We start from the raw sequence: 21,188 nt of genomic DNA, 5'->3' as shown, positions 1-21,188 counted from the left end.
GGATGCGCATCAATGCATCGTTGCCCGCCGGTTCCGCAGATGAGCACAGCCGAAAAAAGACGAGGCCCGGCCACTACCGTGTTGGGGGGAGGGGCCGTGGTCATCCAAGGCCTCGTCAAGGTTGTTTCGGGTCGTCTTCTCCGGGAAGGAGCTGAGACACCAGCGTGATAGGCCAAGCCGCAGTGCCGATAAATTGCCAATCCGTGCTCACAACCATTTTTTACAATTTGAAACTCGCGGACCTCCCGCCTTGTTTCGCAGAATCATTCGCCGCGGTCGGCGCGCATTGACCAATGCTGTCGAAACATTGTGCCTTGGTGGTTCGCAGCGCGGCTACGCCAACATCGGAATACGCGCGACACCAGATACCGAGCTCGACCTCGCTCAATCGATAGAGACAGCAGGCATCATCCACCGTGAGCCGCGCATGCAGCACTGCGTGCGCCACGTGCGCGTTGCCTTTTCCGGTCCATCTCCCCACCGGAGACGGCAGAGCAAGACTTCAGAGACCCACGCGAAGGCACCGCTCGCGGAGTAGCTTTCAGGGCAAGGCGTATCATGACACACGCGCGTCCAGAAGGCGCGGGTGCGCGGGGCCCCGACGGCTATTGTACGGCATGGCCTGCGAGCCTCCTGTTTCCGTCCTCGTCCAATCGGAAGGGAATCTGCTTGCCCAGTGCACGGCTGGCTGACGTCCCCCAGTGTGAAGATTACGTTCACATGTTCGCCCTGCGGGGATGCTGCGAGCCCCCGTCGGAACTTAACTTCGATCCGCGACGGCTGGCGTTGTGTGCCGGGAGATCGGCACCTCGTGCCAGGGGAAAAGCCGTTCGCACAGAATTCGCAGAAACCCGCTTTACGATTATATGATTCCTTGCAACGATTTAATGAGACGAATTGACCATTTTCTATATATATTACAATTGTTCTCTATAGTAATTTACAATATGTGACATTTGAAACATCCGAAAATACGCGGGATATTTCAATTTTTTACATTCCATTTAATTTACTATCTATACGTCATTTTACACGCTGATATCGTTTTTGATCATCAATGTCCGGATGTGATCTTGGCGGTGATCAAAAACACGAGATTGTTGGTAGTAAGCCCCACCTTGGAACTGGGCCGGGCCTTTCAGAACGAGCTGCTCTCGGCAGGCATAGTGACGCTCGTCGTTCGGAACCTGCATCACACCGGGCTGGTGCGCGCCTTTCGTCCCCATGCAGCGATCCTGGATCCGGCGATCGATCCCCTCGCGCTTCCCGACGATATAAGAGCCCCCCTTGCGGACGTGGCGCTTGCATCGACGGGCCGCCGCGGCGCCAAGAACATTGGCAATTGCGGGGCCCTCGATTGGCCGCTGGATGCGGCCGCCGTGCGCTCATGGCTTGAATGCAGCCAGACAAGCGCCCCCGATTCCCGGGACTTCGCTGACGGCCTGCTCGATTTCATTGCCCTTGGGTTCGAGTTCGCCGATAATCTGGCAGTCAATTTCGAACTCCGCTCGTCGCTCAACAGCGCCCGGATCGTCGGCTATGACGCCGTGCCGTCGCTTCACGTCTGCCGCGGCGTCCCCCACAACGCGATACTCCGGGCGGTCGAGCGAAGCCATCTCGAGGACGAGTACTGCACATTCCTCATCGACATGGCGCTGACGCTGTGGAGGCAGCTGCACGTCGCAGGCAGGGCGGCCCCCATAGGCGTGCGGCTGCCCGCATCAGCGCTTCTGCACACAAGACTGCCGTCGACCATCGATTCGCAGACGCTGGCCGCTGGCGCTCCCATCGGCGCGATACGCGTCGACGTCAATCTGCCCTCGTCCCTTGAGAACGCCAGGATATGCCTTGATGCGCTGAAGCCCTTGCGGCGTGCCGGAATTCGCACGGGCGTGGTCATCGGTGACAGTGCAGCGATCGCGATCGAATGGCTGCGACGCGCCGGTATCGAGGAGGCGCGATTCGATTCGATCGAGCTTCGGAGAGCCGAAGGCAAGGCCTTCAGCAGAATTGTCCATCTCCAGGACATTGCGGCTATCAAGAGAGCGGGTCTGGCCTGCACGGCCGAGGGCATTGGGTCAGAATGCGACCTTGAGACATGCCTCTCGCTTGGTATCGAGATCGGCCAGGGGCGGCATTGGGGGTATCCGATGCCGATGGAGGTGATCGTGTAACGGGACTGCCGAGAGCGAGGCTATTCAACGAGCTCCAATCGATAGCCGAAACCATTGATCGTCGTCAGCGCGAAGCCGCGCTGGGGTCTAAGATCGAGCTTGGTACGGACCTTAGAAATATGCGCATCGAGCGTGCGAGTGAAGACGTTCGGGCTCTTGCCCCAGGTCGTCTCAAGAAGGTAGGTGCGCGACAACGGCCTTCCCAGGTTTGTCAGCAGCATCGCGGCAAGCTGAAATTCCTTGGCTGTGAGCGACACTTCGTCTCCGGACAGCCATGCCTGCCCCGACGCCCCCTGGAGCATCACCTCATTGAGCGTGATGGTCTCATTTTCCAACCGGGCGATCGTGCGTCCGGCGACCGCCTTGATGCGGGCAAGCAGGAGCTCCCGCTCAAGGGGCTTGGTCATATAGTCGTCGGCGCCTGCCTCGAGCGCGGTCGCGATATCCTGGGTCTGAAACCTTGCGGTTGCCATGATCACGGGAAGCGTGGGCGCCCCTGTCTCGCGGAGCCATGCAACCAGTTCCAGCCCGCTCATCTCCGGCATGTTCCAGTCGAAAATAGCCAGGTCGAACGTGTGGCGTCGCACCCGCCGCCTGAATTCCTCGACCGAGACAAAGGTTTCGACATGATGGTCGGCGCTTCGCAACATCTCGCCGACATAGGCGGCGTCGTCGGCATTATCATCCACCACAGCCAGCTTCATACGACCAACGTCCCAAATTTCTGCAACATCGAGCCTAGCCCAACTTAGCCGGCGCCAGCTCGCTCAAACTGCCTCGTCGAGCGAAGTCAGCGACAGGTCGAGTCGCGGCAGCGTCAGAGTAAAGCAGGTGCCATTTTCCGGCGTACTATGGCATTCGATCCGACCGCCGTGACGGGCAACGACGGTCCGCACGAACACCAGACCCAGCCCAACCCCGATATCGTCAGCCGGCGCGGCCGATTCCTCGAAGCGCCGGAACGGCTTGAACAGCTCCTCGATCTGTTCGGGCTGCATGCCGCGCCCATTGTCCTCGACCGCGCATGTCAGCGTGGTGGGGTCGGGTGAGCCGACGCGAATCCGTACCCATCCGCCGCGCCGGTTATACTTGATCGCATTGCCTGCCAGGTTGGTGATGGCGCGCACAAGCAGCGACGCATCGCCGCGAACAAGGAGGGTGTCCTCGTCCCGCTCCACGTCGATCGATACTCCGGCCGCCTTGACCTGTGGCCAGAGCTGATCGGCCGCATCGATCGCAAGGTCGCCAAGCTCGACTGGTTGCAGGTCATATTCGGCAGCCTCGGCGCGCGCCAGCTGGACGAACTGCTCGGCCAGGTCCAGCGTCTGCCGTGCGCAGGCGCCGATGCGTCGCGCATAGGGTTCGGGAACCTCCTTTGCTCCCTCGCCCGAGAGGAGCGCGAGGATCGACACCTGAGGCGAGCGCATGTCGTGCGTCAGGAATTGAAGCATCATGTCCCGCTGGCGCGTTGCACTGCGCAGCTCGGTTATGTCGGCCAGGCGAAAGATGACGTACTTGACCGGCCCGAAGCGGGTGTCGACGGATTTGACTCGCAGCAGATATGCGCGCCCGTCGTCGAGGCCGATCTCGCACTCGCGCTCCTCAACGACCGCCGACTCCATTTCACCGACAAAACGCGTAAAGCCTTCCTGCCCATCGACAATCCACGGCCGGATCCTGTTGAGATATGCGGTCATCATTCCCGTAGCCTCACTTCCCATGTAGCGCCGCCAAAGGTCGTGGGCGCGGGAATTGGCGCGCAGGATAGTCCAACTGGTGTCGGTGACCAGGGTCGCATCCGGAAGGCTGGCCTGCGACACATCGATGAAGTTCTTCAGCTCTCGGACTTGGCCAATGGCATCCTGGAGGAGCTCCATCTGTTGCTCGAGCCGGTCGGCAGGGATGATGCGGCGCTTGGCACCACCGGCGCGGCTGAATACGCCCGGCTCCTCTTCGAGCCGGGTCAGCTGGCCGATGAAGTAGCTGCTCGCAGCCGACAACCGGCGCCAGCTCCACACCGGCGTGAAGAGCGCGATGGTGACAACGCCGGCCATGGGGGGCATCCAATAACCGCCCCAGGCGAGAAGCCCGGTCGCGAGCGCGATCATCATCACCGCGAGCATCGGCGCGAGTAGAAGGCCCTGCCGCGGCGTGATGAACCAGAAGCCGAGCCAAAGAGCGAGCAATGGAGCAAGGTTGAAAACCAGCGTCGTGCCCTTGCCCGCCTCCTGATGAAAGCCTCTGCCCAACAAGGCATCAACTATATTGGCCTGTATCTCGATACCGGACATAAGGTCCTCGCGGCCCCGCATGGGGGTTGCGTGATAGTCGCCCACGCCCGCTGCAGTCGCCCCGACGAGCATGATCCGGTTCCTCACGATCTCGTCAGGCACGTTCCCGTTCATCACCTCGGAAAAGGAAATGGCCGGATAGGTGCCGGCAGGACCCGCATAGGAAATCAGGTTGGGCATATCGGGTGCCGCGCAGCCGGCCTTTTCCCCTTTCAGGAACGACGTCAGGGCCACCGCGAGATGCGGCAGACAGAGATCGGGAAAACGTAGGGCAAGAGGCACGCGGCGCAGCACGCCGTCATCGTCCGGCCTGACAGTCACCTGGCCCAATCCGGCAGCCGTGCCACCGATCGCGGGGACCGGGCGCGAGATGTCGACAGGCGCTCCGTTGAGGCCCGGCGCCTGGACAGACAGCGGAAGGAAGACCGGCCCCTCCCCAACGGCACGTGACAGGCGCTCATCCCCGGCCGCGTCTGGAGAAGGTTCGAGAAAGAGGACATCATAGAGTATGGCGCGGGGGCGCGCACGACCCAGCTGCTCAAGCAGCCGGGCATGGGTATCTCGCGGCCAGGGCCATGGGCCGAGATCTGCGAGGCTTCGATCATCGATCGCGACGAGGACGATATCGCCGCTGGCCTTCTGGGATGAGAGCCTGAGCATCGCATCATAGGCGACGTTGTCCAGTCGTTCGAGGCCCCGCGTCATTACCAGACCGCTTGCGGCAACCACCGACAACAGCATCAACAACAACCATTGCGATGCGGCTTGCCGTCTTAGTGGTCGAAGATCGGACGACGACAGACCAGGCTCATCCTGGGACATTGACCACCTGATGTCGGGGCTGCGCCCGCGATCCAAGCATAAAACATACTCCATCGTTTCCGCCGCGAACGGCAAGCAGACCGCCTGCCAAGCCTATACCAGAGACAGCCCGGTGCGGCGGATCGTTCCGTCGACGCCCGAAGCCGGCCGACACTGGTGAGCCGTGCACACATGCGAGGAGGCTGCGCAGAGTTACCTCCAGAGGCGCAACCGGCTTCCTAAGCCGCGCTGCTGGCCAGCCGGTTCGTCCTGGTTGCGCAAGCGCGAATATGCCGTCCCTTCCTTGGCTAGCGCAAGACATTCCGGAAAACGGGCCGGTTTCTGCATTGTAAGAGATTGCAAAGCACGACGATGGACTGTTGAAAAAGTCCGACATCTGCCGGAACCGTGCATCGCGAGGGATCGGAAATGGCGATGAAGACCCGGCATTGTGGGACCCAGAGGATGAATTTCAGACAAGCTGTGCAGGCGCTGTTCCAGGGCAAGATTGTCCGGCGCGCCTCCTGGATGGATCGCATGATGCATGTTCGGATGACGGAGATCGACGGGCGTCGCGTCCCGGTGATGCGGGTCGACCATGGTGAATATTATCGCGAATGGGGCTATCCCTGTCTTGGCTCGGACTGGACCGCCGAGGACTGGGTGCTGGTTGAGGTGGCGGATCGTGAAAAGCCGATCTTTGGCATGCAGCATGCCATATCGAGCCAATCTTCGGTAAATTTTGCGGCGAGGGCCCGAAACTGACGAACCCGGGCTTGAGTCCCGGGTCGGTCATGACCGGCCCGGGACTCAACTTCCCGCAACCAGCAGGCGATCGACATCGGCGCCCTCGCGGTTTCGGGCCATGGCTGCCCGGGCGGACGTACGAGGCTCGCGCTTTTTCGTGGCGGGACGCGGCCGGTTACGCTCCGAGGGCACGAGACAGTGGCAAATTGTGATCGCGTGTAAGCGCGTCTCGGCCGCTCCATGGTTCACCCACAGCGCCCTCGATCTCGCAGTTCGTCGTTTGCGTATGAAAGACGCGAACATGAAGTATCTCGGCATCCACGATGCAACCGGCTTCGTTGGCAGCCGACGCCGAAAAGCGGCCCAGGTACCGGGCAGCGCCTTCATTCAGTTCCAGGCCAATTTCTTCCGGCAGCTCCCACCTCAGCGCAGCAAGCGCGTCGTCAGTTTCTTCGATCTTGCCCCCGGCTTGCATGAAACATGGCGTCCCGATCTTTCGGACGAGGAGGAGGCGTCCTCAATCGTCGTCGATCGGCGCTGCTGCTATTCGAATGCTGCGGTCTGAGGAACGCGGCATACACCTCACACAACAAGCAAGCCCGATACCGTGAAATAGCCTCATAGGCAGCCCAATATCAGCTAAAATATAGCTGGATCTTGTTGACGACTTTCCTCAGATCGTCCCCGAGCCACCCTTGGCGCACGTAAAGTTCTCGGTGAAATGGAATGCGTAAACAATGGTAACGAGGAGCCGCCAGACAGCGCTGGCCGAAGAGCAAATGGACCAAGCCGGCCCTTCGCCGCAACACCTATTTTTCGGGTTATGGCGAAGGGTGAGGCCTTTACACCGAGCGGCTCGGCGAAGACATGGGCATCTACCGGACACCCTATGAACGCTTCGGCCGTCTCAGCTACGAAATGTGGCGTGCAGCGCGTGTGGTGATCGATACCGGGATCCACCGCTACGGCCGGTCGCGCGGAAAAGCGATTACCTATCTCGCCGATCACCGCGCCTTCACGTCATGAGGTCGAAACCGAGATCGACCGCTATATAAGCTGGCCCGGTCAGGCGGTCGCCCACGAGCTTGGGGAAATGACCATCAGGCGGTTCAGAAACGAAGCCGAACAGACGCTCGACAGCGCATTGGACCAACGCCGCTTTCACGACGTGATCCTCGGCCTCGGCTCGGTGCCACTTGCCCTACTCGAGCAGCGGATGAAAAAATTTGTCGAGTGCGAGCGCCAGGACCAGGCAAGCAAGTCTTCCCGATTCAGCCTAATAACTGAAGCCGGCTCACAACAGAACTAAACGTTGGGTTGCAGGCCAAGGCGTGGGCGAGTGTACTCGGCTGCCAGGTCGGCGCAAATGTCCCCGCAATCACCAAATCGGAGTGTGAGTCAACGTATGCGGTCTCGTGGGCATGTCCACGGCCAAGATGGACATCCGCGCATCTGGAGCCCCCAAAACGGCGACGGCATCGAGTGCCAATTCATGCACCGGGCTTTCCAAACGCCGATTGACTGTCGGGCCATCTTCACGATCCATCCTGCAAAACTTTTGAGGCTACGCGCGTGAGAGCGCGCGAGTGTCGGGAATGGGGAGCCGCTCTTCGGTGCGAGGCTCATTTGAAAGCGGGCGGCCGGGTTTTTTGGAGGCCCACCAGATTATGCAACACTCCCTTCCGGACATCGGCCAACTGTCAATCTTGACCGATCTGCGCCAACCTTCTCGACCGTGCTTTCCGGTTGCGGTCGTGATGTGACTCGTCCGGAAATAGCAGACCCAAGGAAGCGCGCGGATTTTTGTCAACAGTTGCAGCGCGCTCAGAGTCGAACGCTTTCGCGTCCGACCCTGAATGCCGTAGTTGCTCTTCGCACTCACCGGCCCAATCCCCTGCTTCGTTTGCTGCATCCGCACGATCTCCGCCGCGGCGCCGTCAAAGCGTTGCGCTGTGGATTCCAGATCACCGAAGAGGGGCGCGCGCGGCGATCGGCCGCCCGCCGTCCCATCAATGCATCGAATATCCGGTCACGCGCCAGACGCCGTCCTCGTCCAGGCGGAACGAGACCTGCTCGCCCTTGATCGCGCCGGTCTGGAAGCGGGCAGCGAAGCGGACCGTGATATACTGGCCCGGAGGAATCTGGGCATTACCCGCCGGAAAGATCTGGCGCTCGAGCATGGCCCAATCGCGCTCGGTGACAGCGCCGAGCGGGCTACGCGCCTGGTTGACCTGCGCCACGAAGTCCTTCTTCGTCACCTTGCTCTTCGCCTGGGCCGAGAAGCTGTCCCAGATCTCGCCGGCGCGATTCTGGTCGATCGCCTGCAACGCCCTGATTGCGACGTTCATCAGTGCGTTGAGATCGAGTCTCTGTTGGGGGGTGGACTGGGGCTGCGCCTGGGCTTGGCGGGGCGCCGGGGCCTGGGCGGCGGCCTGGATGGTCATGGGTAGCGCGAAGGCGACGCAACCGAGAATCGGAATCAGTTTCTTCATGGCTAGACTCCTGATGTCGTGAGCCCGCAGGCTCACAGGATGAAACGCTTGGCGAAGTTGGATAGGACACGCTCGACATGCTCGTCGGCGCCGGAGCGGACACGCTCGGGATCGGTCAGGCGCTCGCCGGCGACCTCGAAGGAGACCTTGCCCTGCTCGGCGCAATCGATGAGATGCCCCACCAGCGCATCACGCGACGCCGAGCCGTCGAGCCGGGCGAGGAGATGCTGCTCGGCCGGATCAAGCATGATAGCCTCATGCCAGGCATTGGCGATATGGGGCGTGCCTTCATTGGCGGTGGCCGCGCCATAGCTGCGCCAGGGCTCGGGCAGCACGATCTTGCCGGCCGGCTTGTCGCTCGCGGCTCCCACGGGCTTCAGGCTGATCTTCGCCCGGTTCTGGATGACGAGCACTTCGATGAGGTTGACGAGCTCGTCCTCGGCGGCTGCGGGATAGCGCTTGCCGAGCTTCTTCTTTACTGCGCTGGCGATCGCCGTGAAGCTCAGCGTGGCGGGCCATTGCTCGGTCAGGATGTCGGCCGCGACCTTGACGACGGGGGTTCTGAGCGTCACCGGATCGAGCCCCTGAGGGCCGTAGTGACGCGGGGCGCTGTCCAGCGGAGCAGGAGAAGCGTCGTGCGCCGGCAGGAATGCCGCGACATGGAGGCTCGTGAGCCGTTCCGCATCGAGCCCATAGCGGATCTGGTCGGTGCGTTCCTTGTGGACCAGCACGGTCTGACGGAAAGTGCGGTTGGTCACGAAATCCAGATACTGCTCGAGCCGCGCCTGATTGCCTTCGCATTCCTTGAGCAGCGGCTCTGCGATCTTGGCGCCATAATTGGACGCGAACATCGTCGAAAGGTTGGCCTCGGCGAGATAGCCCAGCCCCACCTCGTTCGCGGCGGCGAGGAATTCGGAGAAGTAAATCGGCGAATTGCAGGCTTCGAGGAATTCATGCTGCAAATAATAGTCGCGCGATTGCCGCAGGACCGGGCTGTGCTCCTCGAGGATGTGGGCGAGAAGGCTCTGCCGGGGCGCCACGTCCTTGAGGAAGTCGATGATCCCGCGCGCGAAGCCGAGCTGGTTCGACCCGGCCCGCGGATCCTTCCCGCGCAGGATCATCGCGTCGCGGATGACCTCCTTGGCCTTCCAGCCCGGATAGGTGTTGTAGCTTATATAGGCGATCCCGTCCGCTGCGAGATTATCCTTGCAGATCCTTAGGATCGCCGCCTGGACATGCGCGGGCACCCAGCTGAACACGCCGTGGCAGATGATATAGTCGAAGGTGCCAAGCTCGGGCCCGATCTCGGTCAGGTCGCCCAGCCTGAGTTCGATATTGTCCAGCGCCAATTCCTTCACGATACGCTGGCCGGTCTCGATCTGGACCTGCGACAGATCGATGCCGGTGACGCGCGCATGCGGATGCCGGATCGCCAGTGGAATGATGTTGCCGCCGGACGCGCAGCCCAGCTCGAGGATCCGGGCCTTTTCGGGATCGGGCGCCTTCAGCCCGAATAGATGCGCGATCGCGGCCAGATAAGGCGGCGCGGACTGCGGGAAGGGGAAGGACTCATAGGGTGTGGAATCATATTCCGCCCTGATCTGCTGGATGATGTCGGACACGATGTTGTTCCTACGCAATGAGTAATCCGGGTGAGTACGGTGCGATTATAGTTGTTAAGCAAGCAAGTGACGCTAATTTTACCCTATTTCAGCGGTGATCCGGTCACCAGCGCGATCGCCCGGGACTTGTCCGCAGGCGTCATCTCCATCCTGATCTGTGCCAGTGGTCTGCGCGCCGATTCGACCCCCCCGTCGACTGCGCATTGCAAATGGAGCTGGGCGAAGGCGAGGTCGCGCGGCACATATTCGCCGCGCACCCGCATCACGCCCAGGATATAGTGCGCACGGACACTCGCGCCGCCCGCGGCGCGCTCGAGATACTCGACCGATTCAGCGCGGCGGGACGGATCCTTATAGAGCAGGATGCCCAGCCGCTCATTGGCCGAGGGATGGCCCGCCAGCGCTGCCTTCTTGTAGAGGCCCGCCGCCGCCTGCTCGCTGGGCTTGACGCCGATACCGAGCCGAAACGCCTGGGCGAGATTGTACAGTGCGTCGGCATCCCCGGTCTTCGCCTGTGCCATCCATATCTTGAGCGCGTCACGAACACGCCCGTTGGTCCACTGGTCGACCGCAAGCTCGTCATTGGTGATCGTGAGCTCGCTGGCCGGGATCTGGTTGGCGGAGGACTGGACCGCCGCCGGCCGAACGGCCGGCGGCTGCTGGGCGTGTGCCATGCTCGCAAGAGCGAGCATGGCAAGGCTCACCGAGGCCCGCGCCAGCATGGTCAGAACTCCACGCCGATGCCGGCACCCAGGCTCACCTCGTAGCTGTCATAGCCGAGGCTCGCCTTGATGGTGGTCCGGTCGTCCTCGAAGCGGCCCGAGAAGCCGAGCGCAACACCGAACTCGCCGTTACGATAGCCGGTGCCGATGCCGAACAGCCCCTTGCCCGGGTTAACGGCCTGCGGAATGCTACCCATCGCGATCGCGGTAGCGATGCCGCCATTGGCGCTCCTGCGGAGCTGGCGGACGTCGCGATCCAGCCCGTCGAGCCGGCTTGTGACGTTGGAGAACTGGTTCGTGAGGTCGTTCCGCAGGTTGGCAACCTGCGTATCGGTGTAGTTCTTCGCCCCCTGCTGGACCGCATGGAGCTGCGATCCATTCACCGCGTCCTTAGAGGTCGCATTGACCGCACCGTCGGCGATGTTCGAGACCGCCAGCGCCTTGCCACCCCGATTGAAGGTGACGCTGGACCGGGTCGAATTGTCATAGGTGACAGCCATCGATTCCAGCGACTCGAGGTCGTCGGCGACGACGTCGATCGCCTGGTTCGTGGCAAAGAGCTGCGAACCGTTGACCGCGTCGGTCGAGGTGGTCGAAACCCGCCCAGCCGCCACGTTGGTTACCGTCCGCTCAGAGCCGACATCGCCCACGCTCACCGTGCTCGTCGGGTTGGCTCCGGCGAAGCTGTACGCCTTGTCGTTGATGGTGGCGCCAGAGGTGCCGACCACAGTCGCTGTGGCCGATCCAGCACCCAGCGCCACGTCGCCGGCATTCGCCGTCGCCTTGGCGCCGCTGCCCGCGGCATAGCCGTTGGCGACCGAGGCCACTGCATCCTTGCCGATGGCGACGGCATCCGCGCCGGTGGCACCGTCGTTGTTCTCGTTGCCGCCGCCCGTCGAATTGGTGCTGAAGTACTTGTTCTTGCCGGCGGTGGCCGCGACCTGCTTGAGCTGACCGAGGTTCACCGCGTCGGTATCCGCGATGCCTGCCGCAACACCGGAGAGCACGCGGTCTCCATCGGAGCCAGCGAAGCTCACGCTCGTGCCGCCGGTATCCTTGGCCACCGTGATCTGACCGCCTGACGTGCCGCCGGTCTGCTGCACCAGCCCGATCGAGCCCTTCTGGAGGTTGTTGGTCAGGTTGGTCACATCGCCCTCGACGTTGGTCACCCGGTTGTCGAGATTGGCGATATCGGTGGTGTTCTGGGTCACCTGGGTGTTGGTTGCATTGAGCTGCGAGCCGTTGACAGCATCCTTCGAGGTGGCGTTGACGGCCCCTTCGGCGACGCCGGTCAGGACGCGGTTGCCGTCGGTGCCCGCCAGGTTGACGCTGGTGCCGCCGGTATCCTTGCCCACCGTGATCTGACCACTGCCCGGCGCCCCGCCGGTCTGCTGTACCAGCCCGATCGTGCCGTTGTTGAAGTTGTTGGTCAGGTTCGTCACATCGCCCGCGACATTGGTGATGCTCTTGTCGATCGCTGAGACGGCGTCGTACACCGTGCCGTAGCTGCCGCCCTGGACCACATAGGTCGGACCCGTGACGCTGCCATCCGGATTGACGGTCGAGCCGCCGCCCAGATGGTTCGCAACGCTCTGGCTCACGCCATAGAGCTGCGAGCCGTTGATCGCATCTTTCGATGCCGCATCGACCGTGCCGGGGGCGACATTGGTGATCTTGGTACCGCCGGCGCCTTCCATCGTGACGCTGTTGTAGTTCACCTCGCCCGGATCGACCACGCCATCGCCATTCTTGTCGTCCCAGTCATATTTGACCGCGATCTGGCTCGTGTTGCCGCTGGCCTTGGTGACGCTTTCGACCGCCTGATTGGTTGCGAACAGCTGCGACCCATTGACCGCGTCGGTGCTGGTGCCGGTGAGGCGACCGGCAGCGACATTGGTGATGGTTCGCTCGACGCCGACCGCACCCACAGAGACCGTGCTCGTCGGCGTTGTACCGGCGAAGGCATAGGTCGTGCCCGCGATCGTCACGTCGGTGGTGCCAACCGCGACGCTCGTGGTCGAGCCGCTGCCCAGTGCGACGTCGCCGACATTGTTGGCCTTGGTGCCCTTGCCAACGGCGACGCTGTCTGCGGCGGCAGCGGTCGCCTCATAGCCGAGCGCGGTCGAGCCCGGGCCCTGGGCGAAGGCATCGCTCTTGGCCAGGCCTGCCTCGTTGGTGCGGGCATAGCGAATGCCCATGCCGTTGGCGTCGGTGTAGGTGCTGCTCGTATCGCCCGCGACGTTAGTGATCGCGTCGCCCAGCTGGGTGACGGCGGTGTTGGTCGCGAACAGCTGCGAGCCATTCACCGCATCGGTCGAGCCCGCGCTGACATCACCCGCGGCGAGGTTGGTGATCTTGCTCGCGGCGCCAGCCGGGTTGAGCGTCACCGTGGTCTTGGTCGCGTCGTCATACTGCACCGCATTGTCGGCGACCTGGGCCACCTTGGTGAGCTGGTCGACATTGACCGCGTCGGTTCCCGCCACGCCGGTGGCGACATTGGTGATGACCTTGGAGCCGGCATCGACGCCCGCCGTGGTCATGCTGGGGCCGCCCGTGATGACGACACCGTTGGTGTCCATCTTGGTGTTGCCCGTGGTGAGGCTGGTCGACACCAGATCGGGGTTGGTCCCGATCGTGAGATCGGTGCCGTTCTGGACGAGCGCGATGTTGTTGCCAGCCGTCACCGTCTGGGTCGCGCCCGGCGCCACATTGGCGACCGACGTGCCGCTCACCGTGCCCGTGCCGGTCGTCGCCGTCGTGACGTTGAAGCCCTTGTTCGCCACGGTCGAGACCGCATCGATCGCCTGGTTGGTCGCAAACAGCTGCGAGCCGTTGACCGCATCGGTGCTCGTCGCCGTCATCTGGCCCGAAGCGACGTTCTGGAGCTGACGCTCATTGCCTGCCGAACCGATCGAGACCGAGCTCGCCGAGGTGCCCGCCGCATAGGTGTAAGCCTTGCCCGCGATCGTCGCACCGGTCGATGCAACCGTTGCACCCTCGACCGAGCCCTTGCCGAGCGCCACGCCGCCCGCGAGCGTCGCAACAGCCTCGTCACCCAGCGCGGTGCCGCCATTGCCCGCCGACGCGTCGGCGCCCAGCGCCACTGAACCGGTCGCCTTGGCACCCTTGCCGATTGCAATCGCATTGGTGCCCGACGACACCGAGTTCTTGCCGATCGCGATCGCACCGTCCTTGCTGGCCGTTGCGGTGTCGCCAAGCGCGATAGCGCTCGCGCCCGACGCGACAGTACCAACGCCCGCCGCCAGGGCCTTGCTGCCTGTCGCGCCGTCGTTGTCGTAGTTGCCGCCCTTGGTGCCGCCGTCGTTGACGCTGTAATATTTGGTCTTGTTCGTCGCCACCGTGTTGGTGAGCTGGTCGACATTGACCGCGTCGGTTCCCGCCACGCCGGTGGCGACATTGGTGATCACCTTGGAGCCGGCATCGACGCCCGCCGTGGTCATGCTCGGACCGCCCGTGATGACGACACCGTTGGTGTCCATCTTGGTGTTGCCCGTCGTCACGCTGGTGAAGTTGGGGGCCTGCACCACGCCCACCACCATCTTGTTGGTGGCTGCGTCATAGGTGACGCTGGTGTTGGCATCGAGCGCCGCGAAATCGACCTGCTCGCCCGGCGTGATATTGTCCGCCGTGCCGCCGTTCGCGCTGACGTTCCAGCCCTTGCCCGCTGTCGTCGCGACCTTGTCGATCGCCTGGTTGGTCGCAAACAGCTGCGAGCCGTTGATCGCATCGGTGCTCGCGGCCGTCACCTGGCCCGCGGCCACATTGGTGATGGTCCGCTCGGCGCCGACAGCGCCGACCGAGACCGTGCCCGTCGGTGCAGTGCCGGCAAAGCTGTAGGCGGTGCCCGCGATGGTGGCGCCGGCGGTGCCCACCGCCGCAGCGGTGGTCGCGCCACTGCCCAGCGCGATGCTGTTGGCCACCGAGGCGTTCGCCCCGGCGCCGAGCGCGACGCTGTTGCTCGCCGACGCCAGCGCATCCTTGCCCGACGCGATTGCATCGGTCCCGGTCGCGCCGTCATTGGCCTCGTTGCCGCCACCCGTCGAGTTCACGCTGTAATATTTGGTCTTGTTCGTCGCCACCGTGTTGGTGAGCTGGTCGACATTGACCGCGTCGGTTCCCGCCACGCCGGTGGCGACATTGGTGATCACCTTGGAGCCGGCATCGACGCCCGCCGTGGTCATGCTCGGACCGCCCGTGATGACGACACCGTTGGTGTCCATCTTGGTGTTGCCCGTCGTCACGCTGGTGAAGTTGGGGGCCTGCACCACGCCCACCACCATCTTGTTGGTGGCTGCGTCATAGGTGACGCTGGTGTTGGCATCGAGCGCCGCGAAATCGACCTGCTCGCCCGGCGTGATATTGTCCGCCGTGCCGCCGTTCGCGCTGACGTTCCAGCCCTTGCCCGCTGTCGTCGCGACCTTGTCGATCGCCTGGTTGGTCGCAAACAGCTGCGAGCCGTTGATCGCATCGGTGCTCGCGGCCGTCACCTGGCCCGCGGCCACATTGGTGATGGTCCGCTCGGCGCCGACAGCGCCGACCGAGACCGTGCCCGTCGGTGCAGTGCCGGCAAAGCTGTAGGCGGTGCCCGCGATGGTGGCGCCGGCGGTGCCCACCGCCGCAGCGGTGGTCGCGCCACTGCCCAGCGCGATGCTGTTGGCCACCGAGGCGTTCGCCCCGGCGCCGAGCGCGACGCTGTTGCTCGCCGACGCCAGCGCATCCTTGCCCGACGCGATTGCATCGGTCCCGGTCGCGCCGTCATTGGCCTCGTTGCCGCCACCCGTCGAGTTCACGCTGTAATATTTGGTCTTGTTCGTCGCCACCGTGTTGGTGAGCTGGTCGACATTGACCGCGTCGGTTCCCGCCACGCCGGTGGCGACATTGGTGATCACCTTGGAGCCGGCATCGACGCCCGCCGTGGTCATGCTCGGACCGCCCGTGATGACGACACCGTTGGTGTCCATCTTGGTGTTGCCCGTCGTCACGCTGGTGAAGTTGGGGGCCTGCACCACGCCCACCACCATCTTGTTGGTGGCTGCGTCATAGGTGACGCTGGTGTTGGCATCGAGCGCCGCGAAATCGACCTGCTCGCCCGGCGTGATATTGTCCGCCGTGCCGCCGTTCGCGCTGACGTTCCAGCCCTTGCCCGCTGTCGTCGCGACCTTGTCGATCGCCTGGTTGGTCGCAAACAGCTGCGAGCCGTTGATCGCATCGGTGCTCGCGGCCGTCACCTGGCCCGCGGCCACATTGGTGATGGTCCGCTCGGCGCCGACAGCGCCGACCGAGACCGTGCCCGTCGGTGCAGTGCCGGCAAAGCTGTAGGCGGTGCCCGCGATGGTGGCGCCGGCGGTGCCCACCGCCGCAGCGGTGGTCGCGCCACTGCCCAGCGCGATGCTGTTGGCCACCGAGGCGTTCGCCCCGGCGCCGAGCGCGACGCTGTTGCTCGCCGACGCCAGCGCATCCTTGCCCGACGCGATTGCATCGGTCCCGGTCGCGCCGTCATTGGCCTCGTTGCCGCCACCCGTCGAGTTCACGCTGTAATATTTGGTCTTGTTCGTCGCCACCGTGTTGGTGAGCTGGTCGACATTGACCGCGTCGGTTCCCGCCACGCCGGTGGCGACATTGGTGATCACCTTGGAGCCGGCATCGACGCCCGCCGTGGTCATGCTCGGACCGCCCGTGATGACGACACCGTTGGTGTCCATCTTGGTGTTGCCCGTCGTCACGCTGGTGAAGTTGGGGGCCTGCACCACGCCCACCACCATCTTGTTGGTGGCTGCGTCATAGGTGACGCTGGTGTTGGCATCGAGCGCCGCGAAATCGACCTGCTCGCCCGGCGTGATATTGTCCGCCGTGCCGCCGTTCGCGCTGACGTTCCAGCCCTTGCCCGCTGTCGTCGCGACCTTGTCGATCGCCTGGTTGGTCGCAAACAGCTGCGAGCCGTTGATCGCATCGGTGCTCGCGGCCGTCACCTGGCCCGCGGCCACATTGGTGATGGTCCGCTCGGCGCCGACAGCGCCGACCGAGACCGTGCCCGTCGGTGCAGTGCCGGCAAAGCTGTAGGCGGTGCCCGCGATGGTGGCGCCGGCGGTGCCCACCGCCGCAGCGGTGGTCGCGCCACTGCCCAGCGCGATGCTGTTGGCCACCGAGGCGTTCGCCCCGGCGCCGAGCGCGACGCTGTTGCTCGCCGACGCCAGCGCATCCTTGCCCGACGCGATTGCATCGGTCCCGGTCGCGCCGTCATTGGCCTCGTTGCCGCCACCCGTCGAGTTCACGCTGTAATATTTGGTCTTGTTCGTCGCCACCGTGTTGGTGAGCTGGTCGACATTGACCGCGTCGGTTCCCGCCACGCCGGTGGCGACATTGGTGATCACCTTGGAGCCGGCATCGACGCCCGCCGTGGTCATGCTCGGACCGCCCGTGATGACGACACCGTTGGTGTCCATCTTGGTGTTGCCCGTCGTCACGCTGGTGAAGTTGGGGGCCTGCACCACGCCCACCACCATCTTGTTGGTGGCTGCGTCATAGGTGACGCTGGTGTTGGCATCGAGCGCCGCGAAATCGACCTGCTCGCCCGGCGTGATATTGTCCGCCGTGCCGCCGTTCGCGCTGACGTTCCAGCCCTTGCCCGCTGTCGTCGCGACCTTGTCGATCGCCTGGTTGGTCGCAAACAGCTGCGAGCCGTTGATCGCATCGGTGCTCGCGGCCGTCACCTGGCCCGCGGCCACATTGGTGATGGTCCGCTCGGCGCCGACAGCGCCGACCGAGACCGTGCCCGTCGGTGCAGTGCCGGCAAAGCTGTAGGCGGTGCCCGCGATGGTGGCGCCGGCGGTGCCCACCGCCGCAGCGGTGGTCGCGCCACTGCCCAGCGCGATGCTGTTGGCCACCGAGGCGTTCGCCCCGGCGCCGAGCGCGACGCTGTTGCTCGCCGACGCCAGCGCATCCTTGCCCGACGCGATTGCATCGGTCCCGGTCGCGCCGTCATTGGCCTCGTTGCCGCCACCCGTCGAGTTCACGCTGTAATATTTGGTCTTGTTCGTCGCCACCGTGTTGGTGAGCTGGTCGACATTGACCGCGTCGGTTCCCGCCACGCCGGTGGCGACATTGGTGATCACCTTGGAGCCGGCATCGACGCCCGCCGTGGTCATGCTCGGACCGCCCGTGATGACGACACCGTTGGTGTCCATCTTGGTGTTGCCCGTGGTGAGGCTGGTCGCCACCAGATCGGGGTTGGTCCCGATCGTGAGATCGGTGCCGTTCTGGACGAGCGCGATGTTGTTGCCAGCCGTCACCGTCTGGGTCGCGCCCGGCGCCACATTGGCGACCGACGTGCCGCTCACCGTGCCCGTGCCGGTCTTCGCGGTCGTGACGTTGAAGCCCTTGTTCGCCACGGTCGAGACCGCATCGATCGCCTGGTTGGTCGCAAACAGCTGCGAGCCGTTGATCGCATCGGTGCTCGTCGCGCTCACCCGGCCCGCGGCGACGTTCTGGAGCTGACGCTCGGCGCCCGCGGTACCGATCGAGACCGAGCTCGCCGAGGTGCCCGCCGCATAGGTGTAGGCCTTGCCCGCGATCGTCGCACCGGTCGATGCAACCGTTGCACCCTCGACCGAGCCCTTGCCGAGCGCCACGCCGCCCGCGAGCGTCGCAACAGCCTCGTCACCCAGCGCGGTGCCGCCATTGCCCGCCGACGCGTCGGCGCCCAGCGCCACTGAACCGGTCGCCTTGGCACCCTTGCCGATTGCAATCGCATTGGTGCCCGACGACACCGAGTTCTTGCCGATCGCGATCGCACCGTCCTTGCTGGCCGTTGCGGTGTCGCCAAGCGCGATAGCGCTCGCGCCCGACGCGACAGTACCAACGCCCGCCGCCAGGGCCTTGCTGCCTGTCGCGCCGTCGTTGTCGTAGTTGCCGCCCTTGGTGCCGCCGTCGTTGACGCTGTAATATTTGGTCTTGTTCGTCGCCACCGTGTTGGTGAGCTGGTCGACATTGACCGCGTCGGTTCCCGCCACGCCGGTGGCGACATTGGTGATCACCTTGGAGCCGGCATCGACGCCCGCCGTGGTCATGCTCGGACCGCCCGTGATGACGACACCGTTGGTGTCCATCTTGGTGTTGCCCGTGGTGAGGCTGGTCGCCACCAGATCGGGATTGGTCCCGATCGTAAGGCCGGAGCCGCTCTGGACGAGCGCGATGTTGTTGCCCGCCGTCACCGTCTGGGTTGCGCCCGGCGCCACATTGGCAACCGAGGTGCCGCTCACCGTGCCCGTGCCGGTCTTCGCGGTCGTGACGTTGAAGCCCTTGTTCGCCACGGTCGAGACCGCATCGATCGCCTGGTTGGTCGCAAACAGCTGCGAGCCGTTGATCGCATCGGTGCTCGTCGCGCTCACCCGGCCCGCGGCGACGTTCTGGAGCTGACGCTCGGCGCCCGCGGTACCGATCGAGACCGAGCTCGCCGAGGTGCCCGCCGCATAGGTGTAGGCCTTGCCCGCGATCGTCGCACCGGTCGATGCAACCGTTGCACCCTCGACCGAGCCCTTGCCGAGCGCCACGCCGCCCGCGAGCGTCGCAACAGCCTCGTCGCCCAGCGCGGTGCCGCCATTGCCCGCCGACGCGTCAGCGCCCAGCGCCACCGAACCGGTCGCCTTGGCGCCCTTGCCGATCGCAATCGCATTGGTGCCCGACGACGCCGCGTTCAGGCCGATCGCGATCGCACCGCCCTTGCTGGCCTGCGCGGCAGTACCCATCGCCACCGCGTCCGCGGCGGATGCATTCGCGCTGCTGCCAACCGCGATTCCCCTGTCGCCGGCGGTGCTCGCCGCGACACCAAGCGCGGTACTGCGCAAGCCGGTGGCCTGCGCAGAAACGCCAAGCGCGGTCGCGCTCTGGCCACTTGCGAGCGCGGCACTGCCCATGGCGGTCGCCTGAATGGCGGTGGCCTTGGCGTCATCGCCGATCGCGACGGCCGTCGAACCGCTCGCGACCGCACCTGAACCAATTGCAACAGCCCAATCGCTGCTAGCCTGGCTCTGGCCGCCGATCGCAATGGCATCGGATCCGGTCGCCTGCGCGCCCTTGGTGGTGTTCGAACCGATGGCCACCGCCCCGGCACCGCTCGCAGTGATGGAATTGGCAACCGTCAGGGCACCGGACGCGGCGGCAACGCCGCCGATCGCGACGGAGTTCGTGTTGTTGGCTATCGTGCCGAAGCCCAGCGCGACGCTGCCGGTGCCGGATGCGTTGGCTGACAGACCGGTGCTGGTGGCCCATTTGCCGGCCTGAGCCAGGAAGCCAACCGCGGTGCCAGCCTCGCCAGTTACATCCGCAAGGGGGCCAATGACCGTGGGGGCGAGCTGATTATGGCCGTCCGCGCCGCATCCCGCAACTAGCGCATACGTTCCGCTACCATCCACCGCTTCCGTCAGGGTGACGGATCCCGTGGCGTCGCGACCGATCGTTGATGTCCCATAAGTGCCGTTGCAAACTTCCGTCAGCGTCACGGAGTTGGCGATCGCCATGTCTGGCAGAACGGCGGAGCCCATGACTACCGCCAGTGCGGTCATCGTCGCGGGAAGCGCGAAAGGCGAAGTCGCGATTTCATCGCTGGCGCCGACAGGCACGCCGCCGCCAAAGCCGAGCGAGCCGATGCCAAGCCGCCTGCGCTTCATCCCGAGCACCAAGCTCGACATGCGCAGGATGGCCATTAGCCGGCGGCGCGCGGACTTGCCCGCGGCCGCACCCAGCAGCCAGTTTCCGGCAAAGCCGCAACCCCTGGCGCGAGTGGTTCCGGCGATGGCATTTTCGGTCAGCATTTGAACGTCCCCTTCATCAAATCGATCTAGCCCGTGGGATAACCGCGACTGGTACGCCGGGCGGTAGACCTCCCGCTTCGCCGGAGGGCTCCCGAACAAGGATTTCCCCGCAACTGCCGCCAGCTATGGTGGCCACAGCCGATGCTCAACCGGATCGTACTCGCAAGCTTCCCACAGAGCTCTATGGGCAGCGGATATCATGAGGAGACGATTCCCTTCCGCAAAGGATTGTAAAATCTTCCGGATGGCGAGTCAGAACCATGAATGATGGCTGGTTATATTCTCTAATGAATTGCAAAATTCTGCCCAAATTTTGAGAATTCATTCCACATTTGATCTATTGTCTCATGGTACGGAAACAATCATCATCACAATGTCGAAAATATTCGAAACTATACATCATCGCGGGACGATACCGATGACAGGAGAGGGACCGCGGCGCTGGCTCCAATGGTACCCCGGGCCAGACAAATGTCCGATGCGGCAAGCACAGATCGGTCCCATGGCTG

10 protein-coding genes and 1 pseudogene are annotated in these 21,188 nt (G+C 64.0%); 4 read left to right on the top strand and 7 right to left on the bottom strand.

Features of this window, described 5'->3' with window-relative positions:
• Positions 1–220: 220 nt before the first annotated feature.
• Positions 221–481, bottom strand: coding sequence for a DUF1153 domain-containing protein (locus tag D3876_RS21200; RefSeq protein WP_182911941.1), 261 nt, complete (start codon positions 479–481; stop codon positions 221–223).
• Positions 482–1,079: 598 nt separating this feature from the next.
• Here D3876_RS21200 and D3876_RS08230 point away from each other — a divergent pair.
• Positions 1,080–2,174, top strand: coding sequence for an EAL domain-containing protein (locus D3876_RS08230; RefSeq protein ID WP_238475395.1), 1,095 nt, complete (start codon positions 1,080–1,082; stop codon positions 2,172–2,174).
• A 20-nt stretch (positions 2,175–2,194) separates the two neighbouring features.
• Here D3876_RS08230 and D3876_RS08225 read toward each other — a convergent pair whose 3' ends face one another.
• Both D3876_RS08225 and D3876_RS08220 read right to left on the bottom strand, forming a co-directional pair.
• Positions 2,195–2,878 (bottom strand): response regulator transcription factor, encoded by a 684-nt coding sequence (locus D3876_RS08225; protein WP_119761310.1) that lies wholly within the window; start codon positions 2,876–2,878, stop codon positions 2,195–2,197.
• Between the two features lie 63 nt (positions 2,879–2,941).
• Positions 2,942–5,362 (bottom strand): CHASE2 domain-containing protein, encoded by a 2,421-nt coding sequence (locus tag D3876_RS08220; protein ID WP_119761308.1) that lies wholly within the window; start codon positions 5,360–5,362, stop codon positions 2,942–2,944.
• A gap of 333 nt (positions 5,363–5,695) precedes the next feature.
• On the opposite strand from D3876_RS08220, the gene D3876_RS08215 reads away from it, so the two are divergent.
• From D3876_RS08215 to D3876_RS21115, 3 genes and pseudogenes are all read left to right on the top strand, one after another.
• Positions 5,696–6,031 carry a Thoeris anti-defense Tad2 family protein gene (locus D3876_RS08215; protein WP_147417614.1) on the top strand — a complete coding sequence of 112 codons (336 nt, stop codon included), beginning with the start codon at positions 5,696–5,698 and terminating at the stop codon, positions 6,029–6,031.
• A 283-nt stretch (positions 6,032–6,314) separates the two neighbouring features.
• Positions 6,315–6,578 (top strand): hypothetical protein, encoded by a 264-nt coding sequence (locus tag D3876_RS20440; RefSeq protein ID WP_182911939.1) that lies wholly within the window; start codon positions 6,315–6,317, stop codon positions 6,576–6,578.
• Between the two features lie 302 nt (positions 6,579–6,880).
• A pseudogene (locus tag D3876_RS21115) lies at positions 6,881–7,322 on the top strand (DUF885 family protein).
• 700 nt (positions 7,323–8,022) lie between these two features.
• Here D3876_RS21115 and D3876_RS08200 read toward each other — a convergent pair.
• From D3876_RS08200 to D3876_RS08185, 4 genes are all read right to left on the bottom strand, one after another.
• Positions 8,023–8,505 carry a DUF4019 domain-containing protein gene (locus D3876_RS08200; protein ID WP_119761304.1) on the bottom strand — a complete coding sequence of 161 codons (483 nt, stop codon included), beginning with the start codon at positions 8,503–8,505 and terminating at the stop codon, positions 8,023–8,025.
• A 32-nt stretch (positions 8,506–8,537) separates the two neighbouring features.
• A complete protein-coding gene (locus D3876_RS08195; RefSeq protein WP_182911938.1) occupies positions 8,538–10,127 on the bottom strand; it encodes a methyltransferase regulatory domain-containing protein in 1,590 nt (529 codons plus the stop codon).
• A gap of 83 nt (positions 10,128–10,210) precedes the next feature.
• Positions 10,211–10,849, bottom strand: a complete 639-nt coding sequence (locus D3876_RS08190) for a tetratricopeptide repeat protein (protein WP_119761300.1) — start codon at positions 10,847–10,849, stop codon at positions 10,211–10,213.
• Positions 10,850–10,851: 2 nt separating this feature from the next.
• Complete coding sequence (locus tag D3876_RS08185) at positions 10,852–20,679, bottom strand: hypothetical protein (RefSeq protein ID WP_119761298.1); 9,828 nt, start codon at positions 20,677–20,679, stop codon at positions 10,852–10,854.
• Positions 20,680–21,188 lie beyond the last annotated feature (509 nt).

It is taken from the genome of Sphingomonas cavernae (assembly GCF_003590775.1).
GTDB lineage: Bacteria > Pseudomonadota > Alphaproteobacteria > Sphingomonadales > Sphingomonadaceae > Sphingobium_A > Sphingobium_A cavernae.
The sequence above is the reverse complement of the archived record's forward strand: the minus strand, read 5'-3'. Positions and strand labels throughout refer to the sequence as shown.

Bases quoted from the DNA above. Each gene is read 5' to 3' on its own strand.
- D3876_RS08225 (WP_119761310.1), bottom strand. From the start codon at position 2,878: ATGAAGCTGGCTGTGGTGGATGATAATGCCGACGACGCCGCCTATGTC.
- D3876_RS08215 (WP_147417614.1), top strand. From the start codon at position 5,696: ATGGCGATGAAGACCCGGCATTGTGGGACCCAGAGGATGAATTTCAGA.
- D3876_RS20440 (WP_182911939.1), top strand. From the start codon at position 6,315: ATGAAGTATCTCGGCATCCACGATGCAACCGGCTTCGTTGGCAGCCGA.
- D3876_RS08200 (WP_119761304.1), bottom strand. From the start codon at position 8,505: ATGAAGAAACTGATTCCGATTCTCGGTTGCGTCGCCTTCGCGCTACCC.
- D3876_RS08190 (WP_119761300.1), bottom strand. From the start codon at position 10,849: ATGCTGGCGCGGGCCTCGGTGAGCCTTGCCATGCTCGCTCTTGCGAGC.
- D3876_RS08185 (WP_119761298.1), bottom strand. From the start codon at position 20,679: ATGCTGACCGAAAATGCCATCGCCGGAACCACTCGCGCCAGGGGTTGC.